Origin of the sequence: Mesorhizobium sp. M0048, from assembly GCF_040323405.1 — a bacterium.
Lineage (GTDB): Bacteria > Pseudomonadota > Alphaproteobacteria > Rhizobiales > Rhizobiaceae > Mesorhizobium.
This window is the reverse complement of sequence record NZ_JAMYUV010000005.1, coordinates 92243-111960: the sequence shown is the minus strand read 5'-3', so window position 1 is coordinate 111960 and position 19718 is coordinate 92243. Positions and strand designations below refer to the sequence as shown.

Here is a 19718-nt window from a genome sequence, read left to right as displayed (position 1 = left end):
CCGTTCACCCGTCGACCACGGCCAGCAGCTCCTCGGTATAGCGCTTGCCCATCACCTTTTCCGGCGACAGGGCGTCGCCGATGGCTGCCACTTCGGCCGGGGTCAGCACGATATCGGCTGCCGCCGTATTCTGTTCGAGATGTCGGATCTTGCGGGCACCGGGGATCGGCACAATGAAGTCGCCCTGATGCAGCACCCAGGCGAGCGCCAGCTGCGCCGGCGCCACGTCCTTCTCGGCGGCCATCTTTTCCAGCACGGCGACGACCGCCGCATTGGCCGCCATGGCGTCGGCCTGGAAGCGCGGCAACCCCCGGCGCCAGTCGTCGGCGCCGAGAACATCGGGCTTGGCGATCGTGGCGGTGAGCAGGCCGCGGCCGAGCGGGCTATAGGGGACAAAGCCGATGCCGAGCTCGCGGCAGACGGCAAACACCTCCTCCTCCGGATCGCGGCTCCACAACGAATATTCGCTCTGCACCGCGGCGATCGGATGCACGGCATGCGCCCGGCGGATGGTCGCCGCACTCGCCTCCGACAGGCCGAGCGTCCGCACCTTGCCCTCGCGCACCAGCTCGGCCATGGCGCCGACCGTATCCTCGATCGGCACGCTGGGGTCGACGCGGTGCTGGTAGTAGAGATCGATGATCTCGGTATCCAGCCGCTTCAACGACGCTTCGGCCACCGCCTTGACATGCTCCGGGCGGCTGTCGACGCCGGCCATGCGCTCGGTGCCGCTGCCTTCTTCGAGGATCTTGAAGCCGAATTTGGTCGCGATCGTCACACGATCACGCACCGGCTTCAGCGCCTTGCCGACCAGGATCTCGTTCTCGTAGGGGCCATAGACCTCGGCGGTGTCGAAGAAATTGACCCCGATCTCGACGGCGTGGCGCAGCGTGGCAATCGCCTCCGCCTCCGGCTGGCCACCATAGGCAAAGCTCATCCCCATGCAGCCGAGGCCGACTGGGTAGACGTCGAGTTCATTGCCGAGCTTGCGGGTTTGCATCACGTGTCTCCTTGTTGTGATGGTTGTGATGCCACGGAGATACCGTCTTGCGCAGCGTTCGATAATCGCCTCTTATGTGCACGAGCTGTTCCCAAAAATAGATCAATGAAGCGAACACATCTTTCACAGCTTGCCGTGCTGGCAACGGTCGCCCAATGCGGCAGTTTTCGCGGCGCCGCCAAGGAGCTGGCAATCGCGCCGTCGGCGGTCAGCCACGCGGTGTCCAGCCTGGAAGCGCGTCTCGGCGTGCGCCTTCTGGCGCGCAGCACGCGCAGCGTCGCTCCGACCGAGGAGGGCGCGCAACTGCTCGAGCGCCTCAGGCCGGCGCTGTCGGAAATCGACCTGGCGCTGGAATCGGCGATCGAGGCGCGCGACCGGCCGGCGGGCAATCTCAGGCTGACCGTGCCGCGCACCGCCGCCCACCTGGCGCTGACGCCAAGGCTCGGCGCCTTTGCGGCTGCCTATCCCGACATCGTGCTGGAGATCGTCATCGACGACCGCTTCACCGATGTGGTCGAGGGCGGCTTCGATGCCGGTGTGCGGCTGGGCGAGAGCCTGCAGCGCGACATGATCGCAGTGCGCATCGGGCCGAACCTTCGCGGCGCGGTGGTCGGCACGCCATCCTACTTCGAGACCAGGCCCAAGCCGCAGCATCCGCGCGATCTCGCCGCTCACCGCTGCATCCGCCTCCGCTTCTCCAGCGGCATCATCTATCGCTGGGAATTCGGGAAAAACGGCGAGGAGATCGAAATCCCGGTGCAAGGGCCATTGATCCTCGACGAGGACCATCTGATTGCCAATGCTGCGGTTGACGGCGCCGGGCTCGCCTTCGTGTTCGAGGACTATGTCCACGACCCGCTCGCCGCCGGCAAGCTCGTTCGCGTGCTGGAGGACTGGTGCCCGCCCTTCGATGGTTTTTTCGTCTATTATCCGAGCCGACGCCAGATGCGGCCGGCGCTCAGGGCCTTTGTCGATTTCTTCAAAGTGAGTACATAGTGGCACCGTCGAAACAGCGGAGGGCAATCTATTTCGGCGTGAATGCTCGTCTTACGGCCGTTGGCACCGGCAATTGGTCGTCTCCAAACATAAGTGGAAACCGCCTTTCCGGGATGGAAGAAAGCCGACCTGGCATTCGTTCACAGACCATGTCAGCACTACCCAAACACCAGCCGACCGGCTACGGCTGGACAGCGATCATCCTTCACTGGCTGATCGCGGCGCTCTTTATCGGCCAGTTCGTGCTCGGCTTCGTCATGGTGCGGCTGTCCAGCCAGCGCACCGCCTTCGAGCTGATTCAGCTGCATAAATCCTTCGGTTTCCTGCTGCTTGGGCTGGTCATCCTGCGCATCGCCTGGCGCCTTGGCAGACCGGCCCCGCCGCTGCCGCGCTCAGTCGGCCCTTTCGAGCGCCGCATGGCGCCGCTTGTCCATCTTGCGCTTTATGCTTTTCAGCTCGCTCTGCCGCTGTCCGGCTGGGCACTGGTCTCGGTCTCGGTGCTGGAGATCCCGAGCGTGCCGTTCAATCTGTTCGTCATGCCCAATCTGCCGCTTGGTGAATCGGACATGGCAGAAAGCTTCTGGGCAGCGACGCACTGGTATCTCGCTTATGCCGGCATCGGACTTGTCGCTTTGCATATCGCCGCTGCGCTGCGTCATCATTTCTGGCTGAGGGATACCGTGCTGACGCGCATGATCACGGCTTCGTCACATCGCGAGACGGAATAGAGCGGGCGGCTCATTCGTTCATGGGGCGAGGACGCAAGAAAGCGTTGCCTGCCAAGAGGACCATTTCCATGTACGCGCGCATCTTCGGATTTGCGGCAGCCGCCGCTTGTTTTGCCATGCCTGTTTTCGCCGCCGTTGCCCTTGGCGAGGCGGCCGGCAGCTACGCGATCAGCCCAGGGAGTTCCAGCATCCACTTCTCCATCGCCAAGCTCGGCGGCGGCGGGCTCGACGGTGCCTTCTCCCGCTTCAAGGGCAATATCCTTATCGACAACAGCGATGTCGGCCGGTCCCAGGTCAATTTCACCATCTTCCCCGAAAGCGTCGGTACCGGCCAAAGTCGCATCGATGCCTTTCTCCGCTCGGACGCGGTTTTCGACGCGACCAACAATCCGGAGATCCAGTTCCGTTCGACCAGCGTCAAACGCACCGGCGACACGTCGGCCCTTGTCACCGGCCGGCTGACGGCGCGCGGCAAGACCTTTCAGGAAAAGTTCACGGCCGAGCTCGGCGGCCTCAAGGCGGGCACGATAAAGTTCCACGTCACAGGCAAGGTGTTGCGGTCGCGCTATGGCATGGATGTCGGCACGCCGATTTATTCCAACGTCGTCGAATTCGACATGACGCTGACGGGTAGAAGAGGTTGAGCGGTTCTCCCTGCGGTTTCACCGTCACTGCAGGACCTGGGTTCCTCTCCCCACTTCGTGGGGCGAGGAACCATGCTCCTGCATTGGCTTTTCCGTCGATTTCAGGCAAACCTCCAGGCCTGCAATCGAGAGGAGAAATCTGATGTTCCGATGGGGTGTTTTGTCGACGGCCAAAATCGGCCGCGAGCAGCTTTTGCCGGCAATCGTCGAGGCGGAGAACGGCGTGCTGTCGGCGATCGCCAGCCGCGATCTGTCGAAAGCCCGGGCGCTGGGCGAACGCTTCGGCGCGCGCCACGCTTTCGGCTCCTATGAGGAACTGCTCGCCTCCAGCGACATCGACGGCGTCTACATTCCGCTGCCGACCTCGCAGCATGTCGAATGGACAGCCAAGGCGATCGAGGCCGGCAAGCATGTTCTGGTCGAAAAGCCGCTGGCGCTCGACGCCAAGGACATTCCGCCACTGATCAAGCTGCGCGATGCCAGGAAGGTGCTGGTCTGCGAAGCCTTCATGGTCGTCTACCATCCGCAATGGATCAAGGTGCGCGAGCTGATCGCCAACGGCGCCATCGGCGGGCTGCGCCATGTCCAGGGCGCGTTCTCCTATTACAATGTCGACCCCAACAACATGCGCAACAAGCTCGATCTCGGCGGCGGCGCGCTGCCCGACATCGGCGTCTATCCGACGGTATCGACGCGCTTTTCGACCGGCAAGGAGCCACTGCGCGTCCAGGCGACGATCGAGCGCGACAAGACATTCGGCACCGACATCTATTCCTCGATCCGCGCCGATTTCGGCGACTTCGAGTTGTCGTTTTACCTGTCGACACAGATGGCGGCACGCCAGGTGATGGTCTTTCACGGCGAGAAGGGCTTCATCGAGGTGTTCTCACCGTTTAACGCCGGACTCTACGACCATCACCGCGTCGAACTGCACAACCAGAACCACAGCGAGGCGCAGGTCTTCCGCTTTCCCGGCACGCAACAGTACCGGCTGGAAGTCGAGGCCTTCGCGCGCGCGGCACAGGGTGGCAAGGATCGTGTCTTCACCCTGGAAGAATCGGTGCTCAACCAGAAGGTCATCGATGCCATCTTCCGCGCCGGCGAGAAGGAAGGCTGGGAGGCAGTCTAGGCCGGCCGTGATCCTGCAACGGGCCGGTTTTTTGGACGAGATCTTGGCCAAATAGATGCCCGACGATGCGGATGTGATCATCGTCGGCGCCGGCCTTGCCGGCTTTGTCGCGGCCGCCGAACTGACTGCGGCCGGCAAAGGCCGTCGAGCAGGAGCCGGAGCAGTCGCTTGGCGGCCAGGCATTCTGGTCGCTCGGCGGCATCTTCCTCGGTGGGGTGAACAAGCCCCGCCGGCGCCGTTGCGCCAAGGTGGCGGTCGCACCGAACGGCCAACTTTCCCTCTGAGCATTTTGCAGCCAAATGGAATCATTCGGCGCCCGCATAAATGCGGCAAAACAGATAGTTAGAGCCGGTTACCGGTTCCAGGAGAACCGCTCTAGGCGAAGGGCTGCAAATTGACGTCCCGAAGCTTGGAACCGGCAAGCAAAGCCTCGAGCACCTGCTTCTTGAGAAACAGGCACTGCGAACGGGCAAGTTTGACGATGCCGGAAACGTCGCCTGCCTCGCAGGCAAGAACCAGTTCCTTTTGCTGGGCGATGATCAACTGGGTGAAGTCGCGGGATTTGAACCCAAGGTGGAGAACCCGCGCCGACTGGTCGAGTATCTGGTCCAGTAGATGCGCCAGTCGTAAATTTCCCGAGAGCCCCGCAAGGGCCAGACGAAACGCACGATCCGCCGCCAGGAATGCAACATGACTACGCAACGTCTCCGGCTTCAGCACTTTTTTCGCTGCCAGCCCGATGTCCTCCAGCCCGCGCTCGGTAATGTTCGATGCCGCCACCCTGAACACTTCCGGTTCGATCAAGCTGCGGACATCGAAGATCTCGTTGACGTCCCGCAGGCTGAGCGTTGCAACGACGTAGCCGCGGCGCGGCTCGCTCCTGACCAGACCTTCCTGCATCAGACGGGCCAACGCCGCGCGGATGGTTGCCTTTTTGATCTGGTATCGATCGCCGATCTGTTTTTCGGTCAGCGCTTCGCCCGGGCGCAGCACGCAGGCAATGATGTCGTTCCTCAGCTGCTCATATGCCTGTTCCCTGCGAAGGACGTCGGCGGCTGACAGTGCTGTCGCCTCGACCGTGGCCGGCCTTGCCGGTTCGGCGGTCAACTTCGTCGTTTTCATATTTTGTCCGTTTGGCTGTCCGGTTGACGCTGGCATCGACATTCGCTAGCGTGAGCACCTCAGGTTGAAAATCTGAGCATCTCAGGGAGGATAACTGATATGCCTTTACCCGCCAACTCGCCTCTCTACGCTGTTGCCGATGATATCGTCAATGCCGCGAAGGGGCCAGATCCCCTCGAAGCGGTAAGGACGGTCCTGGGCGATTACATCAACCGTTTTCACGCATCGGGAACACTCGCTCACGAAGAAGACGACGACGAGGTTCTTTTGCATGCCAGCCCGAACCTGACGATCTATCACATCACGTTGTCGCCCGGCCTGCAGTACCCGCCCCACAACCACCTGATGGATGCCTTGATCGGCATCTACAAGGGCAGCGAGACGAACTTCATCTATCCCGTTGCCGGCAGCGAACTCGATGTTCCCGAAAGGCAGGACATCGCAGCGCCTGCCGTCGTGCACATGGCGTCAAATACCGTGCATGCGGTTGCGAATACGGGCAGCGCGCGATCCGGTGCGCTGCATGTCTATCTCGGCGATCTCACACGAACCCACCGGCAGCTGTGGAGCCCGGACAGCAACCAGGCCGAACCGTTTGACAATGATCGCTACCTGGCTGGCGCACGGCCCATTCAGCAGTCCGGGCACGAATGAGCAGAGGCGTCACGGGGCGGCGAAATTGGCCGTGATCAGCGAACCCGTCGGAATCGCGTCACACTTGTCACTCTCGCCAATCCGCTATCGCCCCTATCCTGGCTCATGACCGATCAGCAACACGTCGCGCCGGGAATGGTGCGACAACAGACCAGCAAGGGAGATGCACAATGACGGCACATCAGAATGGCACAGGCGAGCAGACGACGCGGCTCGCGATGAAGACACCACCGGTCGTTTCGCCTGATGCGTGGGAGGCCGCGCGCCAGCAGTTGCTCGTGAAGGAGAAAACCGTGACCCGGGCTCGCGACGCCTTGGCCGCCGAGCGTCGGCGGATGCCGTGGATGGCGGTGGAGAAGGCCTATACGTTCGAGGGCCCCAACGGAAAGGTGAGCCTGCTCGACCTGTTCGAGGGCCGCCGTCAGCTGATCGTCTACCGCGCTTTCTTCGAGCCCGGCGTATTCGGCTGGCCCGATCACGCTTGCCGCGGCTGCTCGCTGGGGGCAGACCAGGTCGGCAATCTTGCCCATCTGAACGCCCGCGACACCACGCTTGCCTACGCCTCGCGCGCACCGCAGGCCGACATTGCGCGGCTGAAGGCGCGGATGGACTGGAAGATGCCCTGGTACACCATCACCGACAGCTTCGATGCCGATTTCGGCGTTGACGAGTGGCACGGCCATAACGTGTTCATCCGCGATGGCGATCGCGTGTTCCGTACCTACTTCATCAACAACCGCGGCGACGAGGCGATGGGGACCGTATGGAGCTATCTCGACCTGTCGCCGCTCGGCCGCCAGGAGGTTTGGGAGGATTCGCCCGAAGGCTATCCGCAGACGCCGACGTACAAGTGGTGGAACTGGCACGACAATTATGGCGCCGAAACCGTTCCCGACAACAAGTGGGTCGAGGTGTCGGACGCCGGAGAGGCCGCGTTCCGGAACCGCACCGAATAGAACGTTTGGCGTCGCGGAAATGCGGCTAGGACAATTGGAGGAGCGGGATGCACGTTCATTCGACGCATCCCGCTCGTTATGCAGGACTATGGCCATGAGCGAGATTCATGCAGGCGGATCCACCGCCGATGCGAGCCCGGCCGGCCTTGGCGCAGCCGATTGGCTGTCCTTTGCGGCCGCGCCGGCCTTCGCAACCATGGCGCTGCTGACGTTTCTTGGCGGAGCGCCGGATATGATGTGCTCGACCGGGCAAGATGCGTCGCCGCTGGGCGGCATGGTCCCGATGTACCTGCTGATGAGCGCCTTTCATTTGGGACCTTGGTTGAGGCGGGTCTCCGGCCGACGCCGCCGCAAGTAGAGCTATAGCGGCCGATAAAGGCCCTTCGCGGTGAGGAGGACAGCCCTCACCAGATCCATTCGCCCTTCCCAAGTACCGTCACGGCATCGACAATCCGGGTAAAGCTCGAGCGGGCGCGGCCGGCCGTGTGCCTGGCTCTGAGATAGCCGTGCACCAGCCCCGGCTCCTCGAGCCACCAGGCACGTCCGCCTGCGGCAACGACGCGGTCGCGATAGGCTTCGCCGTCCGACGACAACGGGTCGCATTCGGCGGTGATCACGACGGTAGGCGGCAGATAGGCGAAATCGGCGTCGGCGAGCGGAGACAAAGTGATGTCGCCTGTAGCGTCCACTCCGCCAGTCCGGATGTTTTTATAGAACTCCAGGTCGCGCATCGTCAGCATTGGCGCTTCGGCATGCGTGACATAGGAACCGAGTGAACGATCGCCACCAAGGCCAGGATAGATCAGCACCTGGCCGACCGGCTTTGTCACGTGGCCACGCGTCGCATGACTGACGGCACAGGCGAGATTGCCGCCGGCGCTGTCGCCGCAGAGCAGGACGGGGCATTCGTAAGTGGCGGTGGCCCATTCGAAGGCGCCCATCGCATCGTCGAAGGCGGCCGGGTGCAGATGTTCCGGCGCCAGCCGGTAGTCGACCGAGACCACCTCATAGCCGGTGCGGGCGCAAAGCTCGGCGCAGACATCGTCGTGGCTGTCGAGCCCGCCGAGGATGTAGCCGCCGCCATGGACATAGAGCACCATCGCAGAGGCGTTCGGCGCCGCGCTGCGATAAATGCGGATCGGGACGTCGTGCGCTGGCGCGGCAATGGCGGTGGTTTCAGCCGTCACGCCATCCGGATAGCCGGCAGAGAATTCGCGGCACATCCGGTCGTAGATCGCGCGCTGCTCGGCGATCGTGTAGTCGATCGTATCCGGCGGATAATACGAATTGGTCCGCTCGATGAACGCCCAGGTCTCGGCGTCGATGAGTTTCTTGTAGTTAGTCATGGGAACGGAACGGATAGTGACGAATCCGCCTGAACACCCTCCTCTGGGACGGAACGCCGTCGTTCCAGGGACACTCACTATCTGCCCTTCCACACCGGATCGCGCTTTTCGGCAAAGGCGCGAAAACCCTCGAGATTGTCCTCCGAGCCGTAGAGCGCGTCAACCGTCGGCAGTTGCCGGCGCGTCACCCGGTTCATGGCATCCTGGAAGGTCAGCGATTCTGCGACCCGGGCCGTTTCCTTGATCGCGGCGAAGACCAGCGGCGGGCCGCTGGCGAGCAGCCGGGCGATCTCCCAGACGCGGTCCTCCAGTCTTTCCTTGGGCAGCACCTCGTTGACCAGGCCCCAGCGATGCGCCTCGGCGACATCCATCCAGCGGCCCGTGAACAAAAGGTCCATGGCGACGTGATAAGGGATGCGCTTCGGCAGCTTGATCGTTGCCGCATCGGCCAGCGTGCCGGCGCGGATTTCGGGCAGCGCGAAGGAGGAGTGGTCCGACGCGTAGATGAGGTCGCAGGACAGCGCCAGCTCGAAGCCGCCGCCGACCGCCATGCCGTTGACGCAGGCGATCACCGGCTTGTTGAGGTCGCGCAATTCCTGCAGCCCGCCGAAGCCACCGACGCCATAGTCGCCGTCGACGGCATCGCCGCCAGCCGCTGCCTTAAGGTCCCAGCCGGCGCTGAAAAACTTGTCGCCGGCGGTCTTGACGATGGCGACGCGCAGGTCGGGATCGTCGCGAAACCCCTTGAACGTCTCGCCCATCAGCCGCGACGTCTTCAGGTCGATGGCATTGGCCTTGGGCCGGTCGAGCATGACTTCGAGGATCGTGCCCTCGCGGCGGGTGGTGATGACGTCAGACATTTTTGTTCTCTCCCAGCACCAGCAGCGCGTCGGCGATCCAGGCGCCCTTGCTCTCGGTGCAGACGATCAGAGGATTGATGTCGAGCTCCTCGATCTCGCCGGCATTTTGCTGCACGAAAGCAGCAATGCCCGATATCGCATCGATTGCAGCTGCGACATCGGCCTTCGGCCGACCGCGATAACCGTCGAGCAGCGGGAACAGCTTCAACCCGCGCAAAGCGGCCTCGATGTCATCACGGGTCGCCGGCAGCATCAGTGTGACGCTGTCGCGCAACAGCTCGACCAGCACGCCGCCGGTGCCGAGCGTCATCACCGCGCCGAACATCGGGTCGCGAGTGAAGCCGACCAGCAGCTCGGCGACGCCGTCGCGCACCATGCGCTCGACATAAAGGCCGGTGCCGAGCGGGCCGAGATCATGGGCGGCGGTGCTGACCGATTCGGCATCCCTGAGGTTGAGCCGGACCGCGTCGAGCTCGGACTTGTGGATGACGCCAAGAGCCTTCAGCGCCACCGGGAAGCCGAGCGCCATCGAGGAGATCACAGCTTCGACCGCATTGCCGGCGCGCTCGCCCTTCGGCACGGGGAGCCCGGCCTCGATGAGCCGCGCCTTCGCCTCGGCCTCGTCCGGCGTGACATGGTCGCCGGCCGGCGCGCCGGACGCGGAAGTGTCGATCGGCTGCGCCTGCGGCTCGCGCCACGCCCAGCCGATGAAGGCTGCCGCCTGGGCGGCGTCCATGGCCTCGGAAATGCCGAACAGCGGCACCATGCCCCGCGCCATCAGGCCGGCAGTGTATTCCTCGGGCAGGTTTTCCGGCAACGAGGAGACGATCGCGCCCTGCGCGCTGTTGGTCTTCAGCGCCGATTCGAAGGCGCGCAGCGTCGCCCACCAGTCCGTGTCCGAGCAGCGGTCGGGACGCGGAAAGTCGAGCACCAGCATATTGAGGTCGAAGCCGCCAGACACCATGGCGGTGAAGGCGGCGGTCATCGCCGGTTCGTTGTTCCAGATGAAGGTGTGATAGTCGAGCGGGTTGGCCACCGCGACCAGCGGCCCGAGCGTCGATTTGACCCGCGCGCGGTGCTCGGGGGTGAGTGGCGGAAACGTCACCCAGCGGCCTTCGGCGCTGTCGGCCATGACCGACGCCTCGCCGCCCGAGCAGCTCATCGATGACAGCCGGTAGCCGGGCAGGGGGCCAGTGACGTGCAATAGCTTGAGCGCCTCGATGAAGGCGGGAATTGAATCGATCCGGGCGATGCCGAGCCGCCTCAGGAAAGCGCCGGACGCCGCGTCCGAGCCGGCCAGCGACGCGGTATGCGAGACGGTCGCCTGCCGCGCCTGCTCGGAGCGGCCGACCTTCATGGCGATAACAGGCTTCTTCAGCTCGCGTGCCCGTGCCGCCAGCCTTTCGAAGCCGGCTACCGAATCGAAGGCCTCGATATGCAGGCCGAGCGCGGTGACGCGGTCGTCCTCGATCAGGCCGAGCGCCATTTCGGAAAGCCCGGTCTGCGCCTGGTTGCCGGCGGTCATCAGGAAGGCGATCGGCAGGCCGCGTTTCTGCATCGTCATGTTGATGGCGATGTTCGACGACTGGGTGATGATGGCAACGCCGCGACCGCCTTCCGGCAGCCTGATGCCGCCATGCTGGTCGGGCCACAAAAGCGCGCCGTCGGCGTAATTGATCAGCCCATAGCAGTTCGGCCCGATGATCGGCATTTGGCCGGCCGCCTCGACCAGTTCGGCCTGCAGCCGCTCGCCGTCTTCGTCATAGGCCTCGGTTTCGAGAAAGCCGGCGGCGAAGCAGACCGCACCGCCGGCGCCGCGCTCCGCCAGCGCCTTGACCACTTCGATGGTCAAGTGCCGGTTGACGCCGACGAAAGCGGCATCCGGCGCACTGGGCAATTCGGCCACCGAGCGATAGGCCTTGCGGCCGGCGACCTCGTCCTTGGTCGGATGCACCGGCCAGATCTCGCCGGCAAAGCCCATTTTGATCGATTGCGCGACGACGGCCGCCGCCTGCGCACCACCGAAGACAGCGATCGATTTCGGCCGCAAAAGACGTTCAAGCCTGTGCATTGTCATCTTTTCGTCTGAGCATGATCTTTTCCAAAGACCGGATTTCACTTTTTGGGGTCACGCTCTAGCCCCCGAACGGGCGCAGCAGCGCGCGCGAGATGATGTGTCGCTGGATTTCCGAAGTGCCTTCCCAGATGCGCTCGACGCGGGCGTCGCGCCAGATGCGTTCCAGTGGCAGGTCGTCCATCAGCCCCATGCCGCCATGGATCTGGATCGCCTCGTCGGCGACGAAGGCAAGCATCTCGGTGGCCTTCAGCTTGGCCATGGCCATGTCCTGGTCGGTGACGGTACCCTGATCGTACTTCCAGCCGGCTTCGAACACCATCAGGTCGGCGGCCTTCAGCTCGGTCGCCATGTCGGCGAGCTTGAACGACACGCCCTGGAATTTGCCGATCGGCTGGCCGAACTGCTGGCGCTGCGCGGCGTATTCGACGGCGTGGCCAAGCGCCCGCTCGGCGCGGCCGAGGCAGGTGGCGCCGACCTGCAGGCGCGTCGCGCCAAGCCATGAATTGGCGACGTCGAAGCCTTTGTGGACCTCGCCCAGAACCTGACTGGCCGGCAACCGGCAATCGTCGAATTCGAGGATGGCATTGGTGTAGCCGCGATGTGAGACGTTGCGGTAGCCGTCGCGCACGGTGAAACCCTTGGTGCCCTTGTCGACGAAAAAGGCGGTGATCTTCTTGCGTTTTCCACGCGAAGACTCTTCCTCACCCGAGGCCATGAAGACGATGGCGAAATCGGCGAGGTCCGCATGGCTGATGAAATGCTTGGTGCCGTTCAGCACCCAGTCGTCGCCGTCTTGCACGGCGGTTGCCTTCATGCCGCGCAGATCGGAGCCGGCGCCCGGCTCGGTCATTGCCAGGCAATCCCATTTCTCGCCGCGAATGCAGGGAAACAGATATTTTTCGCGCTGCTCCGGCGTGCCGGCGAGAAGGATGTTCGAAGGCCGCGCCACGCAGGTCCAGTGCAGCGCGTAATTGGCGCGGCCGAGTTCCTTTTCATAGAGCAGCCAGGTCACTGTATCGAGCCCGGCGCCGCCGACTTCCGTTGGCATGTTGGCGGCATAGAGGCCGGCTTCGATCGCCTTGGCCTTGATCTCCTCGATCAGCTCGCGGCGCAGCACGCCGGTGCGTTCAACCTCGCGCTCATGCGGGTAAAGCTCGTTCTCGACGAAGGCCCGCGTCGTCTCGACGATGAGCTTCTGCTCCTCCGAAAGACCAAAATCCATGGTCTCAGCCTCTCTTCTTTTTCTTCGGCTTTTCAGCCTTGGCCTTTTCGGCCGCCCTGGAGGCGCTGGGCTTCTTTGCCGCAAGCTTGGCCAACTGCCTGGTGTAGTCCCTATGCAAGGCGCCGGCACCCCAGCCTTTGCCTTTGTTCTGCTTCGACAGTGCCTCCATGATGGCGACCAGATTGTCGTCCCGGATCTTTTCGAGATCGCGGATCGACAGACCGTGCGCCTGGTCGTCCGACTGGGTCGCGATCAGCTCGACCAGCTCGTCGTTGAACTCCGGCACGTCCATCAGCTTGGTCCAGGGCCATTTCAGGCACGGGCCGAACTGCGCCATGAAGTGCCGCATGCCGGCCTCGCCGCCGGCGACGCGATAGACCTGGAACATGCCCATCTGCGCCCAGCGCAGGCCGAAGCCATAGCGCATGATGTCGTCGAGCTCCTCGACCGTGCAGATGCCGTCCTTGACCAGCCACAGCGCCTCGCGCCATGCCGCTTCGAGCAGGCGGTCGCCGACGAAGGCTTCGATCTCCTTGCGGATCACCACCGGCTTCATGCCGATCGAGGCATACATCTCCTTGGCGACGTCGATCGCCTCGGGAAAGGTCTGTTCGCCGCCGACGATCTCGACCAGCGGCAGCAGATAGACGGGGTTGAACGGATGGCCGACGACCAGCCGCTCCGGATGCTTCTTCATCGCCACCTGCATGTCGGTCGGCTTGATGCCGGAAGTGGAGGAGCCGACAATTGCGTTGGCCGGCGCATAAAGGTCGATTTCGGCCAGCACGCGGTGCTTCAGGTCGAGCCGCTCCGGCACGCTTTCCTGGATTAAATCGGCATCGGCCACCGCCTCGGCGATCGTCTTGGCGAAGGTGAGCTTGCCCTCTTTCGGCAAGCCGCCGGGCAGCATCTGCTTGTAGGCGCGTCGCGCTCCCTTCATCACCTCGCCGACCTTGCGTGATGCCTCGGGGTCGGGATCGAAGATCGATACGTCGATGCCGTTGAGCAGCAGCCGCGCGACCCAACCGGCGCCGATCACGCCGCCGCCGATGGCTGCCGCCTTGTTGATGATGCTCATGCGGAAGCTCCGGTTCTTGTGCTGGCTGTTGCGGGGTCGGTGAGGGCGACGCGTTCGCCGGCACGGATCACGGACGCGTCATAGGCCTTGCGCGCGAACACTTCGAGCACGAAGGGCCGGAAGAAATCGATCGGCAATGTCTCGTAGTCGGGATCGAAGCTCGACTGATCCCATCGTTCGCAAAACTCATCGCAATCGTCGAAGTAGATGTGCCCGGCGAAACGGTCGCGGGCGTGCGGATTGCCGCCGAGGTGATGGGCGTAATAGAGGCGCTGGAAGTCGCCGTGCTTTTCCACCACCCAGGTGCATTGCTCGCGAACGAAGGGTTTCAGGATCGACGCCGCATATTCGTCATGATTATAGGGCGCGTAGATGTCGCCGATGTCGTGCAGCAAGGCGCAGGCAATCCAGTCGGTGTCGGCGCCGTCGCGCCAGGCCCGCGTTGCCGCTTGCAGCGAATGGCCGAGCCGGGTGATCTTGTAGCCCGAGAGACCCGCATCAAGCTGGACGAGCGCGTCGAGCAGCCGTTCGCCGGTCTTTGCCGCGTAGTCGATCTCGTGCTCGGTGAGGAAGGCGTAATCCTCGCGGTCGCCGTCCTTCATGGCGGTGAATTTCACGGTCTTCATCGGCGGCTCCTCCCAACCGATTCCCTGTTCAAAGCGGTGCGCGCTTCGTCAGGTTGAGCTTCTTGCGGACTTCGTCCGGGCCGATGACCCTGGCACCCATATTCGACACGATGCTGACCGCCCGCTCGACCAATTGCGCATTGGTCGCCAGCACGCCCTTGTCGAGCCAGAGATTGTCCTCCAGCCCGACGCGGACATTGCCGCCGGCGAGCACCGCGGCAGCGACGTAGGCCATCTGGTTGCGGCCGATGGCAAAAGCCGACCAGTTCCAGGTCGACGGCACATTGTTGACCATCGCCATGAAGGTGTTGAGGTCGTCCGGCGCCCCCCACGGCACACCCATGCATAATTGCACCAAGGCGTCCGGCTTCAGCACTTCTTCCTCGACCAATTGCTTGGCGAACCACAGATGCCCGGTGTCAAAAGCCTCGATCTCCGGCTTGACGCCGAGCGCCGTCATCATGCCGCCCATGGCACGCAGCATGCCGGGCGTATTGGTCATGACATAGTCGGCCTCGGCGAAATTCATCGTGCCGCAGTCGAGCGTGCAGATTTCCGGCAAGCACTGGCGGACGTGCTCCATGCGGTTGCTGGCACCGCCCATGTCGGTGGCTTTTTCGTTCAGCGGCAGCGGGTTTTCCGGCGGGCCGAACACCATGTCGCCGCCCATGCCGGCGGTCAGGTTCAAAACCACATCGACATCCGCCGCGCGGATGCGCTCCGTTACTTCACGATAAAGGTGTACGTCGCGCCTGGGCTTGCCGGTTTCGGGATCGCGCACATGACAGTGGACGATCGCCGCACCTGCCTTTGCCGCCTCGATGGCCGAATCGGCGATCTGCTTGGGCGAACGCGGCACATGCGGGCTGCGATCCTGCGAACTGCCGGACCCGGTCACGGCACAGGTAATGAAGACCTCACGGTTCATCGCTAACGGCATCGGACTCTCTCCCAATAGGACGTAGGGCAAGAATGCCTGACTTGCCGGAAACTGTTTTGCGTTTTACGAAGATCGTGTGACCAAAAACGAAAAACCGACGATCTTTCAGGCCGAGCGTTTGCCGCTCGAGGTAACGCTGCTGGTATTCTCCGGCTCATCGATCATGTGCGTCGCCTCAGCCGTCGATCCATTGCGCGCCGCAAACCGCATTGCCGGTGAGACGCTGTTCGATTTCAGGCTGGTCTCGGTGACGGGCGAGGCGCCGGTTACCACATGCGGCCTGCCGGTGGCGGTCAGCGGCCGCTTCGATGCGGCTGACACAACCGACATGCTGGTCGTCGTCGCCGGATTCGGCACGCAGAACTATGCCACATCGGCCCTGCTGTCCGGACTGCGCCGGGCGGCGCGCGCGGCACGCGCCTGCGGCGGCGTCGAGGCGGGTACGTGGCTGGTGGCGCGCGCGGGCTTGCTGGAAGGGCGCAGCGCCACCACCCACTGGGAGGACATGGAGGATTTCTCGTCGGCCTTTCCCGGCGTCGACGTGCGCCCCGATCGCTACGTCATCGACGGCCCGGTGTTCACCTCCGGCGGCGCCTCGCCGACCTTCGACCTGATGCTGCATCTGATTCGCACGCGGCTCGGCATGGCCGTGGCGCTCGATGTCGCGAGCGTCTTCATCTACGACCAGGCGCGCGCCGCGACCGACGCGCAGCCGCTGGTCTCGCTCGGCCGTCTCGACGGCTACGATCCCAGGTTGGCGCAAGCCATCCGGCTGATGGAAGCGCATATCGACCAGCCGCTGACCATAGCCGCGGTGGCCAAGCGCGCCGGGGTGACGGCACGAACGCTGGAAAGTATCTTTCGCAAGTCGATCGGCGAAACGCCCGGCGCCTATTATCTCAGGCTGCGCCTCGGCGCCGCGCGCCGGCTGGTGGTCGACACGCGCGTGGCTATGGCCGATATTGCCGGGCGAACGGGCTTTTCGTCCGCCGCGGCATTTTCCAGAGCGTTTTCAAGAGCGTTCGGCGAAGCGCCGGTCAGGTTGCGTCAGGGATAATGCATGTCGCCCAAAAGTCCGTAGCGGTTTTGGGACAACGGCATGCATAGACAAAGGTAGATCAGGCAGCGTCCAGGCGGTCGCTGTTGCCGTCGATCTGCGAGCGCATTTGTCTCGCAAGATGGGTCTCGAAGCGGCTGGCGACCGCGCGATCCCATTCGTTCGCACTCAGCGCACCTTGCTTCGGGTGCGGCAGCGCCATCAGCCGGTCGATGATCGATCCGGCCTCGCCAGATGAGAGCAGGGCGTCGATTTCGCGTTCGTGCTGCATATCGTTTCGCCTCCTTCTTTCCGTTCCCGCCACGAACCACACTATAGGAGGTTCGTGACGGCTGTTTGAAGGCAAGAGCGAGGCGATTGATGGGCGGCGCCGGGCAAAGTTTTGTCCGCCGCCGCCCATCTTGGGCACGATCGTACCAGTAGGTCAGGCAGTGCTTCAGCCAAGCCGCATCGACAGCTCGACATCCTCGCTGAACGACGTGGACATGTAGCCGCCTCCGGTCGAGCGCACCCGCTCGAGGTATTCGGGGCAAAGATCGGCGTTGTCGGCAACGACGAAGGCGCCCGGCCTGAGGCGGCTTTCGACCAGACTCAAGATCTCTGGATAGAGCGCTTTGGCGCCGTCGAGCAGAAGCAGGTCGACGGTTTCGGGAAGATCGACGCTTAATGTTTGCACCGCATCTCCTTCTCGGATTTCCACCAGGTCGATGAGACCGCCTGCCGTCAGATTGTTCCTGGCGCGCGCCACCTTGGATGGCTCGAACTCGCTGGTGATGAGGCGGCCACCGCCATTGTCCCGCAAGGCTGCGGCAAGGTGCAGGGTCGAGATGCCGAACGAGGTTCCAAATTCAACGATCGTCCTTGCGCTGCTGCCCCGTGCCAGCATGTAGAGCAGCGTGCCGGTCTCTCGCGAAACGGGAAGCCAGAGGTCCTTTAGCCGCCCATAGAAATCGAGGTATTCGGTCTTGCTTCGAACCAGGCGCATCCGATCTTCGGCGGAGAGCTCCGCCACCGCAGGGCTCGTTGCGGCAGCGGCTTCCTCGAACAGGCGATCCAGCAGGGGCGCGAGCGGCGTTGTCGACAGTGTAGTCATGTTGGTCTCCAGTCAGAATTGAATGCGTTCTTGCGCGGCACTCAAAATACGACTAATCATTCGCATTTACTAATCGCATTGGCGCGCCTCTCAATGAGCGATCACCGCAGTCCGCGGATTTCCTCGCGAAAACAGCCCAAGCAGGCCCGCTCGGCAGAGCTCGTTGCTGCGATTTTGCAGGCTGCTGTTCAGGTTTTGGCGAGGGAAGGCGCGCAGCGCTTCACCACGGCGCGGGTGGCCGAGAAGGCCGGTGTCAGTGTCGGATCGCTGTATCAGTATTTTCCGAACAAGGCGGCGATCCTGTTCCGGCTCCAGAGCGACGAATGGCGGCAGACGACCGATTTGCTGCGCGACATCCTCGAGGATGTCGGGAAACCGCCATTTGAACGGCTGCGCGCCTTGGTCCACGCCTTCCTCCGCTCGGAGTGTGACGAGGCCGCGGTGCGTGTGGCGCTCGACGACGCCGCACCGCTTTACCGCGACGCGCCTGAGGCGCAGGCGGCAAGGGCGTCCGGAGACCGCACCATCCAGCTCTTCATGCAGAAGGCGTTGCCCAACGCCGCGCAAGCGACTCGCGAATTGGCCGGCGACCTGGTCATGACGACGCTCAGCACGGTGGGGAAGCAGTTCTCGGAGTTGCCCCGAACCCCCGCGGAGATCGAAGCCTACGCCGACGCCATGGCCGACATGTTCTGCGCCTACCTGAGAGGCCTCGATCACGGCTAAGGCAAATGCCAGGCCCGGTCAGCAAGCAGACCGAAAGTTTCGCACGGGCAAACCTTGTCGGTGTCAGCCCCGCGGAAAGTCGTCTTTATCCCGCGGCCGCTGAACAATGCGGCCGCGGGATGGTATGCCTCAGACGTACCGGTTGACGACGTTTTCGAGTAGTTCCTGACGACCGGATCTGGGCTGCGGCTTGATCTTCTCCTTGACGACGCGCTCGGCAATTTCCTCCAGCGTGCGCTTGCCGGCAAGCATCGCCTTGGCTTCGGCCGAATCCCAGCCGGCATAGCGCTCGGCGAGCGGGCCGGACAGCGCCTTGTCCTCGACCATGCGCGCTGCCGCCTTGAGGCCGCGAGCGCAGCAATCCATGCCGCCGATATGGCCGATCAGCAGATCCTGCGGATCGAGCGACTGGCGCCTGAGCTTGGCGTCGAAATTGGTGCCGCCGGTCTTGAAGCCGCCGGCCTGCAGCACCTGATAGTAGGCGAGAGCCATCTCCGGCACATTGTTGGGGAACTGGTCGGTGTCCCAGCCCGACTGGTAGTCGTTGCGGTTCATGTCGATCGAGCCGAAGATTCCCAGCGCATTGGCCAGCGCCAGTTCATGCTCGAACGAATGGCCGGCCAGGATGGCGTGGCCCTGCTCGATGTTGAGCTTGACCTCATTCTCCAGTCCGAAACGCTTGAGGAAGCCATAGACGGTGGCGACGTCGTAATCATACTGGTGCTTGGTTGGCTCCTGAGGCTTCGGCTCAATCAGGATGGTGCCTTCGAAGCCGATCCTGTGCTTGTAATCGACGACCAGATTGAGGAAACGGCCGGCCTGTTCCTGCTCGCGGGCAAGGTCGGTGTTGAGCAGCGTCTCATAGCCCTCGCGGCCGCCCCACAGCACGTAGTTCTCGCCGTTCAGACGCTTGGTGACGTCGATACAGTGTTTCACCGTCGCCGCCGAATAGGCAAAGACGTCCGGATCGGGATTGGTGGCGGCGCCCGACATGAAGCGGCGGTTGGAGAACAGGTTGGCCGTGCCCCACAACAGCTTGACGCCGGTCTGCTTCATCTTTTCCGAGAAATAATCGGCGATCTCGTCGAGCCGCGCCGCACTTTCGGAAAAGTCCCGGCCCTCCGGCCGCACGTCGGCATCGTGGAAGCAGAAATAAGGCGCGCCCAGCAACGAAAACATCTCGAAGGCGACGTCGGCCTTGAGCTTGGCCAACTCCATCGTGTCGGTGCTGCCGGCCTTCGGAAACCACGGCCGGTCAAATGTCTGGCCGCCGAACGGATCGCCGCCCGGCCAGGCAAAGGAATGCCAATAGGCGACGGCAAAGCGCAGATGGTCTTCGAGCCGCTTGCCGGCGACAATCTCGTCGGGATTGTAGAACCGGTAGGCCAGCGGATTGGTCGAATCCGGTCCCTCGTATTTGATCTGTTGGATGTCGCCGAAAAAACCGCTGCTCATGTTCTTTTC

At 63.3% G+C, this 19718-nt stretch carries 21 protein-coding genes and 1 pseudogene; 10 read left to right on the top strand and 12 right to left on the bottom strand.

Annotation, left to right across the window (positions count from 1 at the left end; genetic code table 11):
* Positions 1-4: 4 nt before the first annotated feature.
* Entirely contained in the window at positions 5-1000 is a 996-nt protein-coding gene (locus NKJ84_RS07400; RefSeq protein WP_352505950.1) for an aldo/keto reductase, read from the bottom strand.
* A 105-nt stretch (positions 1001-1105) separates the two neighbouring features.
* On the opposite strand from NKJ84_RS07400, the gene NKJ84_RS07395 reads away from it, so the two are divergent.
* From NKJ84_RS07395 to NKJ84_RS07375, 5 genes and pseudogenes are all read left to right on the top strand, one after another.
* Positions 1106-1996, top strand: coding sequence for a LysR family transcriptional regulator (locus NKJ84_RS07395; protein ID WP_352505949.1), 891 nt, complete (start codon positions 1106-1108; stop codon positions 1994-1996).
* 149 nt (positions 1997-2145) lie between these two features.
* Positions 2146-2724: a cytochrome b gene (locus tag NKJ84_RS07390; protein ID WP_352505948.1), complete on the top strand. Its 579-nt coding sequence runs from the start codon at positions 2146-2148 to the stop codon at positions 2722-2724.
* Between the two features lie 68 nt (positions 2725-2792).
* Positions 2793-3368, top strand: a complete 576-nt coding sequence (locus tag NKJ84_RS07385) for a YceI family protein (RefSeq protein ID WP_352505947.1) — start codon at positions 2793-2795, stop codon at positions 3366-3368.
* Between the two features lie 142 nt (positions 3369-3510).
* Positions 3511-4497 (top strand): Gfo/Idh/MocA family protein, encoded by a 987-nt coding sequence (locus NKJ84_RS07380; RefSeq protein ID WP_352505946.1) that lies wholly within the window; start codon positions 3511-3513, stop codon positions 4495-4497.
* Positions 4498-4552: 55 nt separating this feature from the next.
* Positions 4553-4736: pseudogene (locus tag NKJ84_RS07375) on the top strand (FAD-binding protein); the annotation flags it as partial.
* A 136-nt stretch (positions 4737-4872) separates the two neighbouring features.
* On the opposite strand, the gene NKJ84_RS07370 reads toward NKJ84_RS07375, so the two are convergent.
* Positions 4873-5619, bottom strand: coding sequence for a GntR family transcriptional regulator (locus NKJ84_RS07370; RefSeq protein WP_352505945.1), 747 nt, complete (start codon positions 5617-5619; stop codon positions 4873-4875).
* Between the two features lie 99 nt (positions 5620-5718).
* On the opposite strand from NKJ84_RS07370, the gene NKJ84_RS07365 reads away from it, so the two are divergent.
* The 3 genes from NKJ84_RS07365 (at position 5719) to NKJ84_RS07355 (ending at position 7587) form a co-directional block, all read left to right on the top strand.
* On the top strand, positions 5719-6273 hold the full coding sequence (locus NKJ84_RS07365; RefSeq protein WP_352505944.1) for an autotransporter: 555 nt from the start codon (positions 5719-5721) through the stop codon (positions 6271-6273).
* Between the two features lie 170 nt (positions 6274-6443).
* On the top strand, positions 6444-7229 hold the full coding sequence (locus NKJ84_RS07360) for a DUF899 domain-containing protein (protein WP_352505943.1): 786 nt from the start codon (positions 6444-6446) through the stop codon (positions 7227-7229).
* 94 nt (positions 7230-7323) lie between these two features.
* Entirely contained in the window at positions 7324-7587 is a 264-nt protein-coding gene (locus NKJ84_RS07355; protein WP_352505942.1) for a hypothetical protein, read from the top strand.
* 46 nt (positions 7588-7633) lie between these two features.
* Here the strand turns inward: NKJ84_RS07355 and NKJ84_RS07350 are convergent, their stop codons facing one another.
* The 7 genes from NKJ84_RS07350 to bcoG form a co-directional block, all read right to left on the bottom strand.
* The gene (locus NKJ84_RS07350) at positions 7634-8575 is read right to left on the bottom strand and encodes an alpha/beta hydrolase (RefSeq protein WP_352505941.1); all 942 of its coding nucleotides are present in this window, start codon (positions 8573-8575) and stop codon (positions 7634-7636) included.
* 77 nt (positions 8576-8652) lie between these two features.
* On the bottom strand, positions 8653-9435 hold the full coding sequence (locus tag NKJ84_RS07345; protein WP_352505940.1) for a carnitinyl-CoA dehydratase: 783 nt from the start codon (positions 9433-9435) through the stop codon (positions 8653-8655).
* Positions 9428-11506, bottom strand: a complete 2079-nt coding sequence (locus tag NKJ84_RS07340; RefSeq protein ID WP_352505939.1) for an acetate--CoA ligase family protein — start codon at positions 11504-11506, stop codon at positions 9428-9430. Before NKJ84_RS07340 ends, NKJ84_RS07345 begins: the two co-directional genes overlap by 8 nt.
* Positions 11507-11570: 64 nt before the next feature.
* A complete protein-coding gene (locus tag NKJ84_RS07335; protein ID WP_352505938.1) occupies positions 11571-12734 on the bottom strand; it encodes an acyl-CoA dehydrogenase family protein in 1164 nt (387 codons plus the stop codon).
* Positions 12735-12738: 4 nt separating this feature from the next.
* Positions 12739-13812 (bottom strand): 3-hydroxyacyl-CoA dehydrogenase NAD-binding domain-containing protein, encoded by a 1074-nt coding sequence (locus NKJ84_RS07330; protein WP_352505937.1) that lies wholly within the window; start codon positions 13810-13812, stop codon positions 12739-12741.
* The gene (locus NKJ84_RS07325) at positions 13809-14438 is read right to left on the bottom strand and encodes an HD domain-containing protein (protein ID WP_352505936.1); all 630 of its coding nucleotides are present in this window, start codon (positions 14436-14438) and stop codon (positions 13809-13811) included. The genes NKJ84_RS07330 and NKJ84_RS07325 overlap by 4 nt, the downstream gene beginning before the upstream one ends.
* A 28-nt stretch (positions 14439-14466) precedes the next feature.
* Positions 14467-15378, bottom strand: coding sequence for a 3-dehydrocarnitine:acetyl-CoA trimethylamine transferase BcoG (gene bcoG / locus NKJ84_RS07320; protein ID WP_352505935.1), 912 nt, complete (start codon positions 15376-15378; stop codon positions 14467-14469).
* A 76-nt stretch (positions 15379-15454) separates the two neighbouring features.
* Between bcoG and NKJ84_RS07315 the strand changes: the two genes are divergently transcribed.
* Positions 15455-16435 carry a GlxA family transcriptional regulator gene (locus NKJ84_RS07315; protein ID WP_352505934.1) on the top strand — a complete coding sequence of 327 codons (981 nt, stop codon included), beginning with the start codon at positions 15455-15457 and terminating at the stop codon, positions 16433-16435.
* Between the two features lie 61 nt (positions 16436-16496).
* On the opposite strand, the gene NKJ84_RS07310 is transcribed toward NKJ84_RS07315, so the two are convergent.
* Positions 16497-16706: a hypothetical protein gene (locus NKJ84_RS07310; protein ID WP_352505933.1), complete on the bottom strand. Its 210-nt coding sequence runs from the start codon at positions 16704-16706 to the stop codon at positions 16497-16499.
* Positions 16707-16871: 165 nt separating this feature from the next.
* Positions 16872-17528 carry an O-methyltransferase gene (locus NKJ84_RS07305; protein ID WP_352505932.1) on the bottom strand — a complete coding sequence of 219 codons (657 nt, stop codon included), beginning with the start codon at positions 17526-17528 and terminating at the stop codon, positions 16872-16874.
* A 93-nt stretch (positions 17529-17621) separates the two neighbouring features.
* On the opposite strand from NKJ84_RS07305, the gene NKJ84_RS07300 reads away from it, so the two are divergent.
* Positions 17622-18254, top strand: coding sequence for a TetR/AcrR family transcriptional regulator (locus NKJ84_RS07300; protein ID WP_352505930.1), 633 nt, complete (start codon positions 17622-17624; stop codon positions 18252-18254).
* A 129-nt stretch (positions 18255-18383) separates the two neighbouring features.
* Here NKJ84_RS07300 and xylA read toward each other — a convergent pair whose 3' ends face one another.
* Positions 18384-19709, bottom strand: a complete 1326-nt coding sequence (gene xylA / locus NKJ84_RS07295; RefSeq protein ID WP_352505929.1) for a xylose isomerase — start codon at positions 19707-19709, stop codon at positions 18384-18386.
* Positions 19710-19718: the final 9 nt, after the last annotated feature.

Coding starts and splice junctions, on each gene's coding strand:
- NKJ84_RS07400 (WP_352505950.1), bottom strand. CDS start 1,000: ATGCAAACCCGCAAGCTCGGCAATGAACTCGACGTCTACCCAGTCGGC.
- NKJ84_RS07395 (WP_352505949.1), top strand. CDS start 1,106: ATGAAGCGAACACATCTTTCACAGCTTGCCGTGCTGGCAACGGTCGCC.
- NKJ84_RS07390 (WP_352505948.1), top strand. CDS start 2,146: ATGTCAGCACTACCCAAACACCAGCCGACCGGCTACGGCTGGACAGCG.
- NKJ84_RS07385 (WP_352505947.1), top strand. CDS start 2,793: ATGTACGCGCGCATCTTCGGATTTGCGGCAGCCGCCGCTTGTTTTGCC.
- NKJ84_RS07380 (WP_352505946.1), top strand. CDS start 3,511: ATGTTCCGATGGGGTGTTTTGTCGACGGCCAAAATCGGCCGCGAGCAG.
- NKJ84_RS07370 (WP_352505945.1), bottom strand. CDS start 5,619: ATGAAAACGACGAAGTTGACCGCCGAACCGGCAAGGCCGGCCACGGTC.
- NKJ84_RS07365 (WP_352505944.1), top strand. CDS start 5,719: ATGCCTTTACCCGCCAACTCGCCTCTCTACGCTGTTGCCGATGATATC.
- NKJ84_RS07360 (WP_352505943.1), top strand. CDS start 6,444: ATGACGGCACATCAGAATGGCACAGGCGAGCAGACGACGCGGCTCGCG.
- NKJ84_RS07355 (WP_352505942.1), top strand. CDS start 7,324: ATGAGCGAGATTCATGCAGGCGGATCCACCGCCGATGCGAGCCCGGCC.
- NKJ84_RS07350 (WP_352505941.1), bottom strand. CDS start 8,575: ATGACTAACTACAAGAAACTCATCGACGCCGAGACCTGGGCGTTCATC.
- NKJ84_RS07345 (WP_352505940.1), bottom strand. CDS start 9,435: ATGTCTGACGTCATCACCACCCGCCGCGAGGGCACGATCCTCGAAGTC.
- NKJ84_RS07340 (WP_352505939.1), bottom strand. CDS start 11,506: ATGCACAGGCTTGAACGTCTTTTGCGGCCGAAATCGATCGCTGTCTTC.
- NKJ84_RS07335 (WP_352505938.1), bottom strand. CDS start 12,734: ATGGATTTTGGTCTTTCGGAGGAGCAGAAGCTCATCGTCGAGACGACG.
- NKJ84_RS07330 (WP_352505937.1), bottom strand. CDS start 13,812: ATGAGCATCATCAACAAGGCGGCAGCCATCGGCGGCGGCGTGATCGGC.
- NKJ84_RS07325 (WP_352505936.1), bottom strand. CDS start 14,438: ATGAAGACCGTGAAATTCACCGCCATGAAGGACGGCGACCGCGAGGAT.
- bcoG (WP_352505935.1), bottom strand. CDS start 15,378: ATGCCGTTAGCGATGAACCGTGAGGTCTTCATTACCTGTGCCGTGACC.
- NKJ84_RS07310 (WP_352505933.1), bottom strand. CDS start 16,706: ATGCAGCACGAACGCGAAATCGACGCCCTGCTCTCATCTGGCGAGGCC.
- NKJ84_RS07305 (WP_352505932.1), bottom strand. CDS start 17,528: ATGACTACACTGTCGACAACGCCGCTCGCGCCCCTGCTGGATCGCCTG.
- NKJ84_RS07300 (WP_352505930.1), top strand. CDS start 17,622: ATGAGCGATCACCGCAGTCCGCGGATTTCCTCGCGAAAACAGCCCAAG.
- xylA (WP_352505929.1), bottom strand. CDS start 19,709: ATGAGCAGCGGTTTTTTCGGCGACATCCAACAGATCAAATACGAGGGA.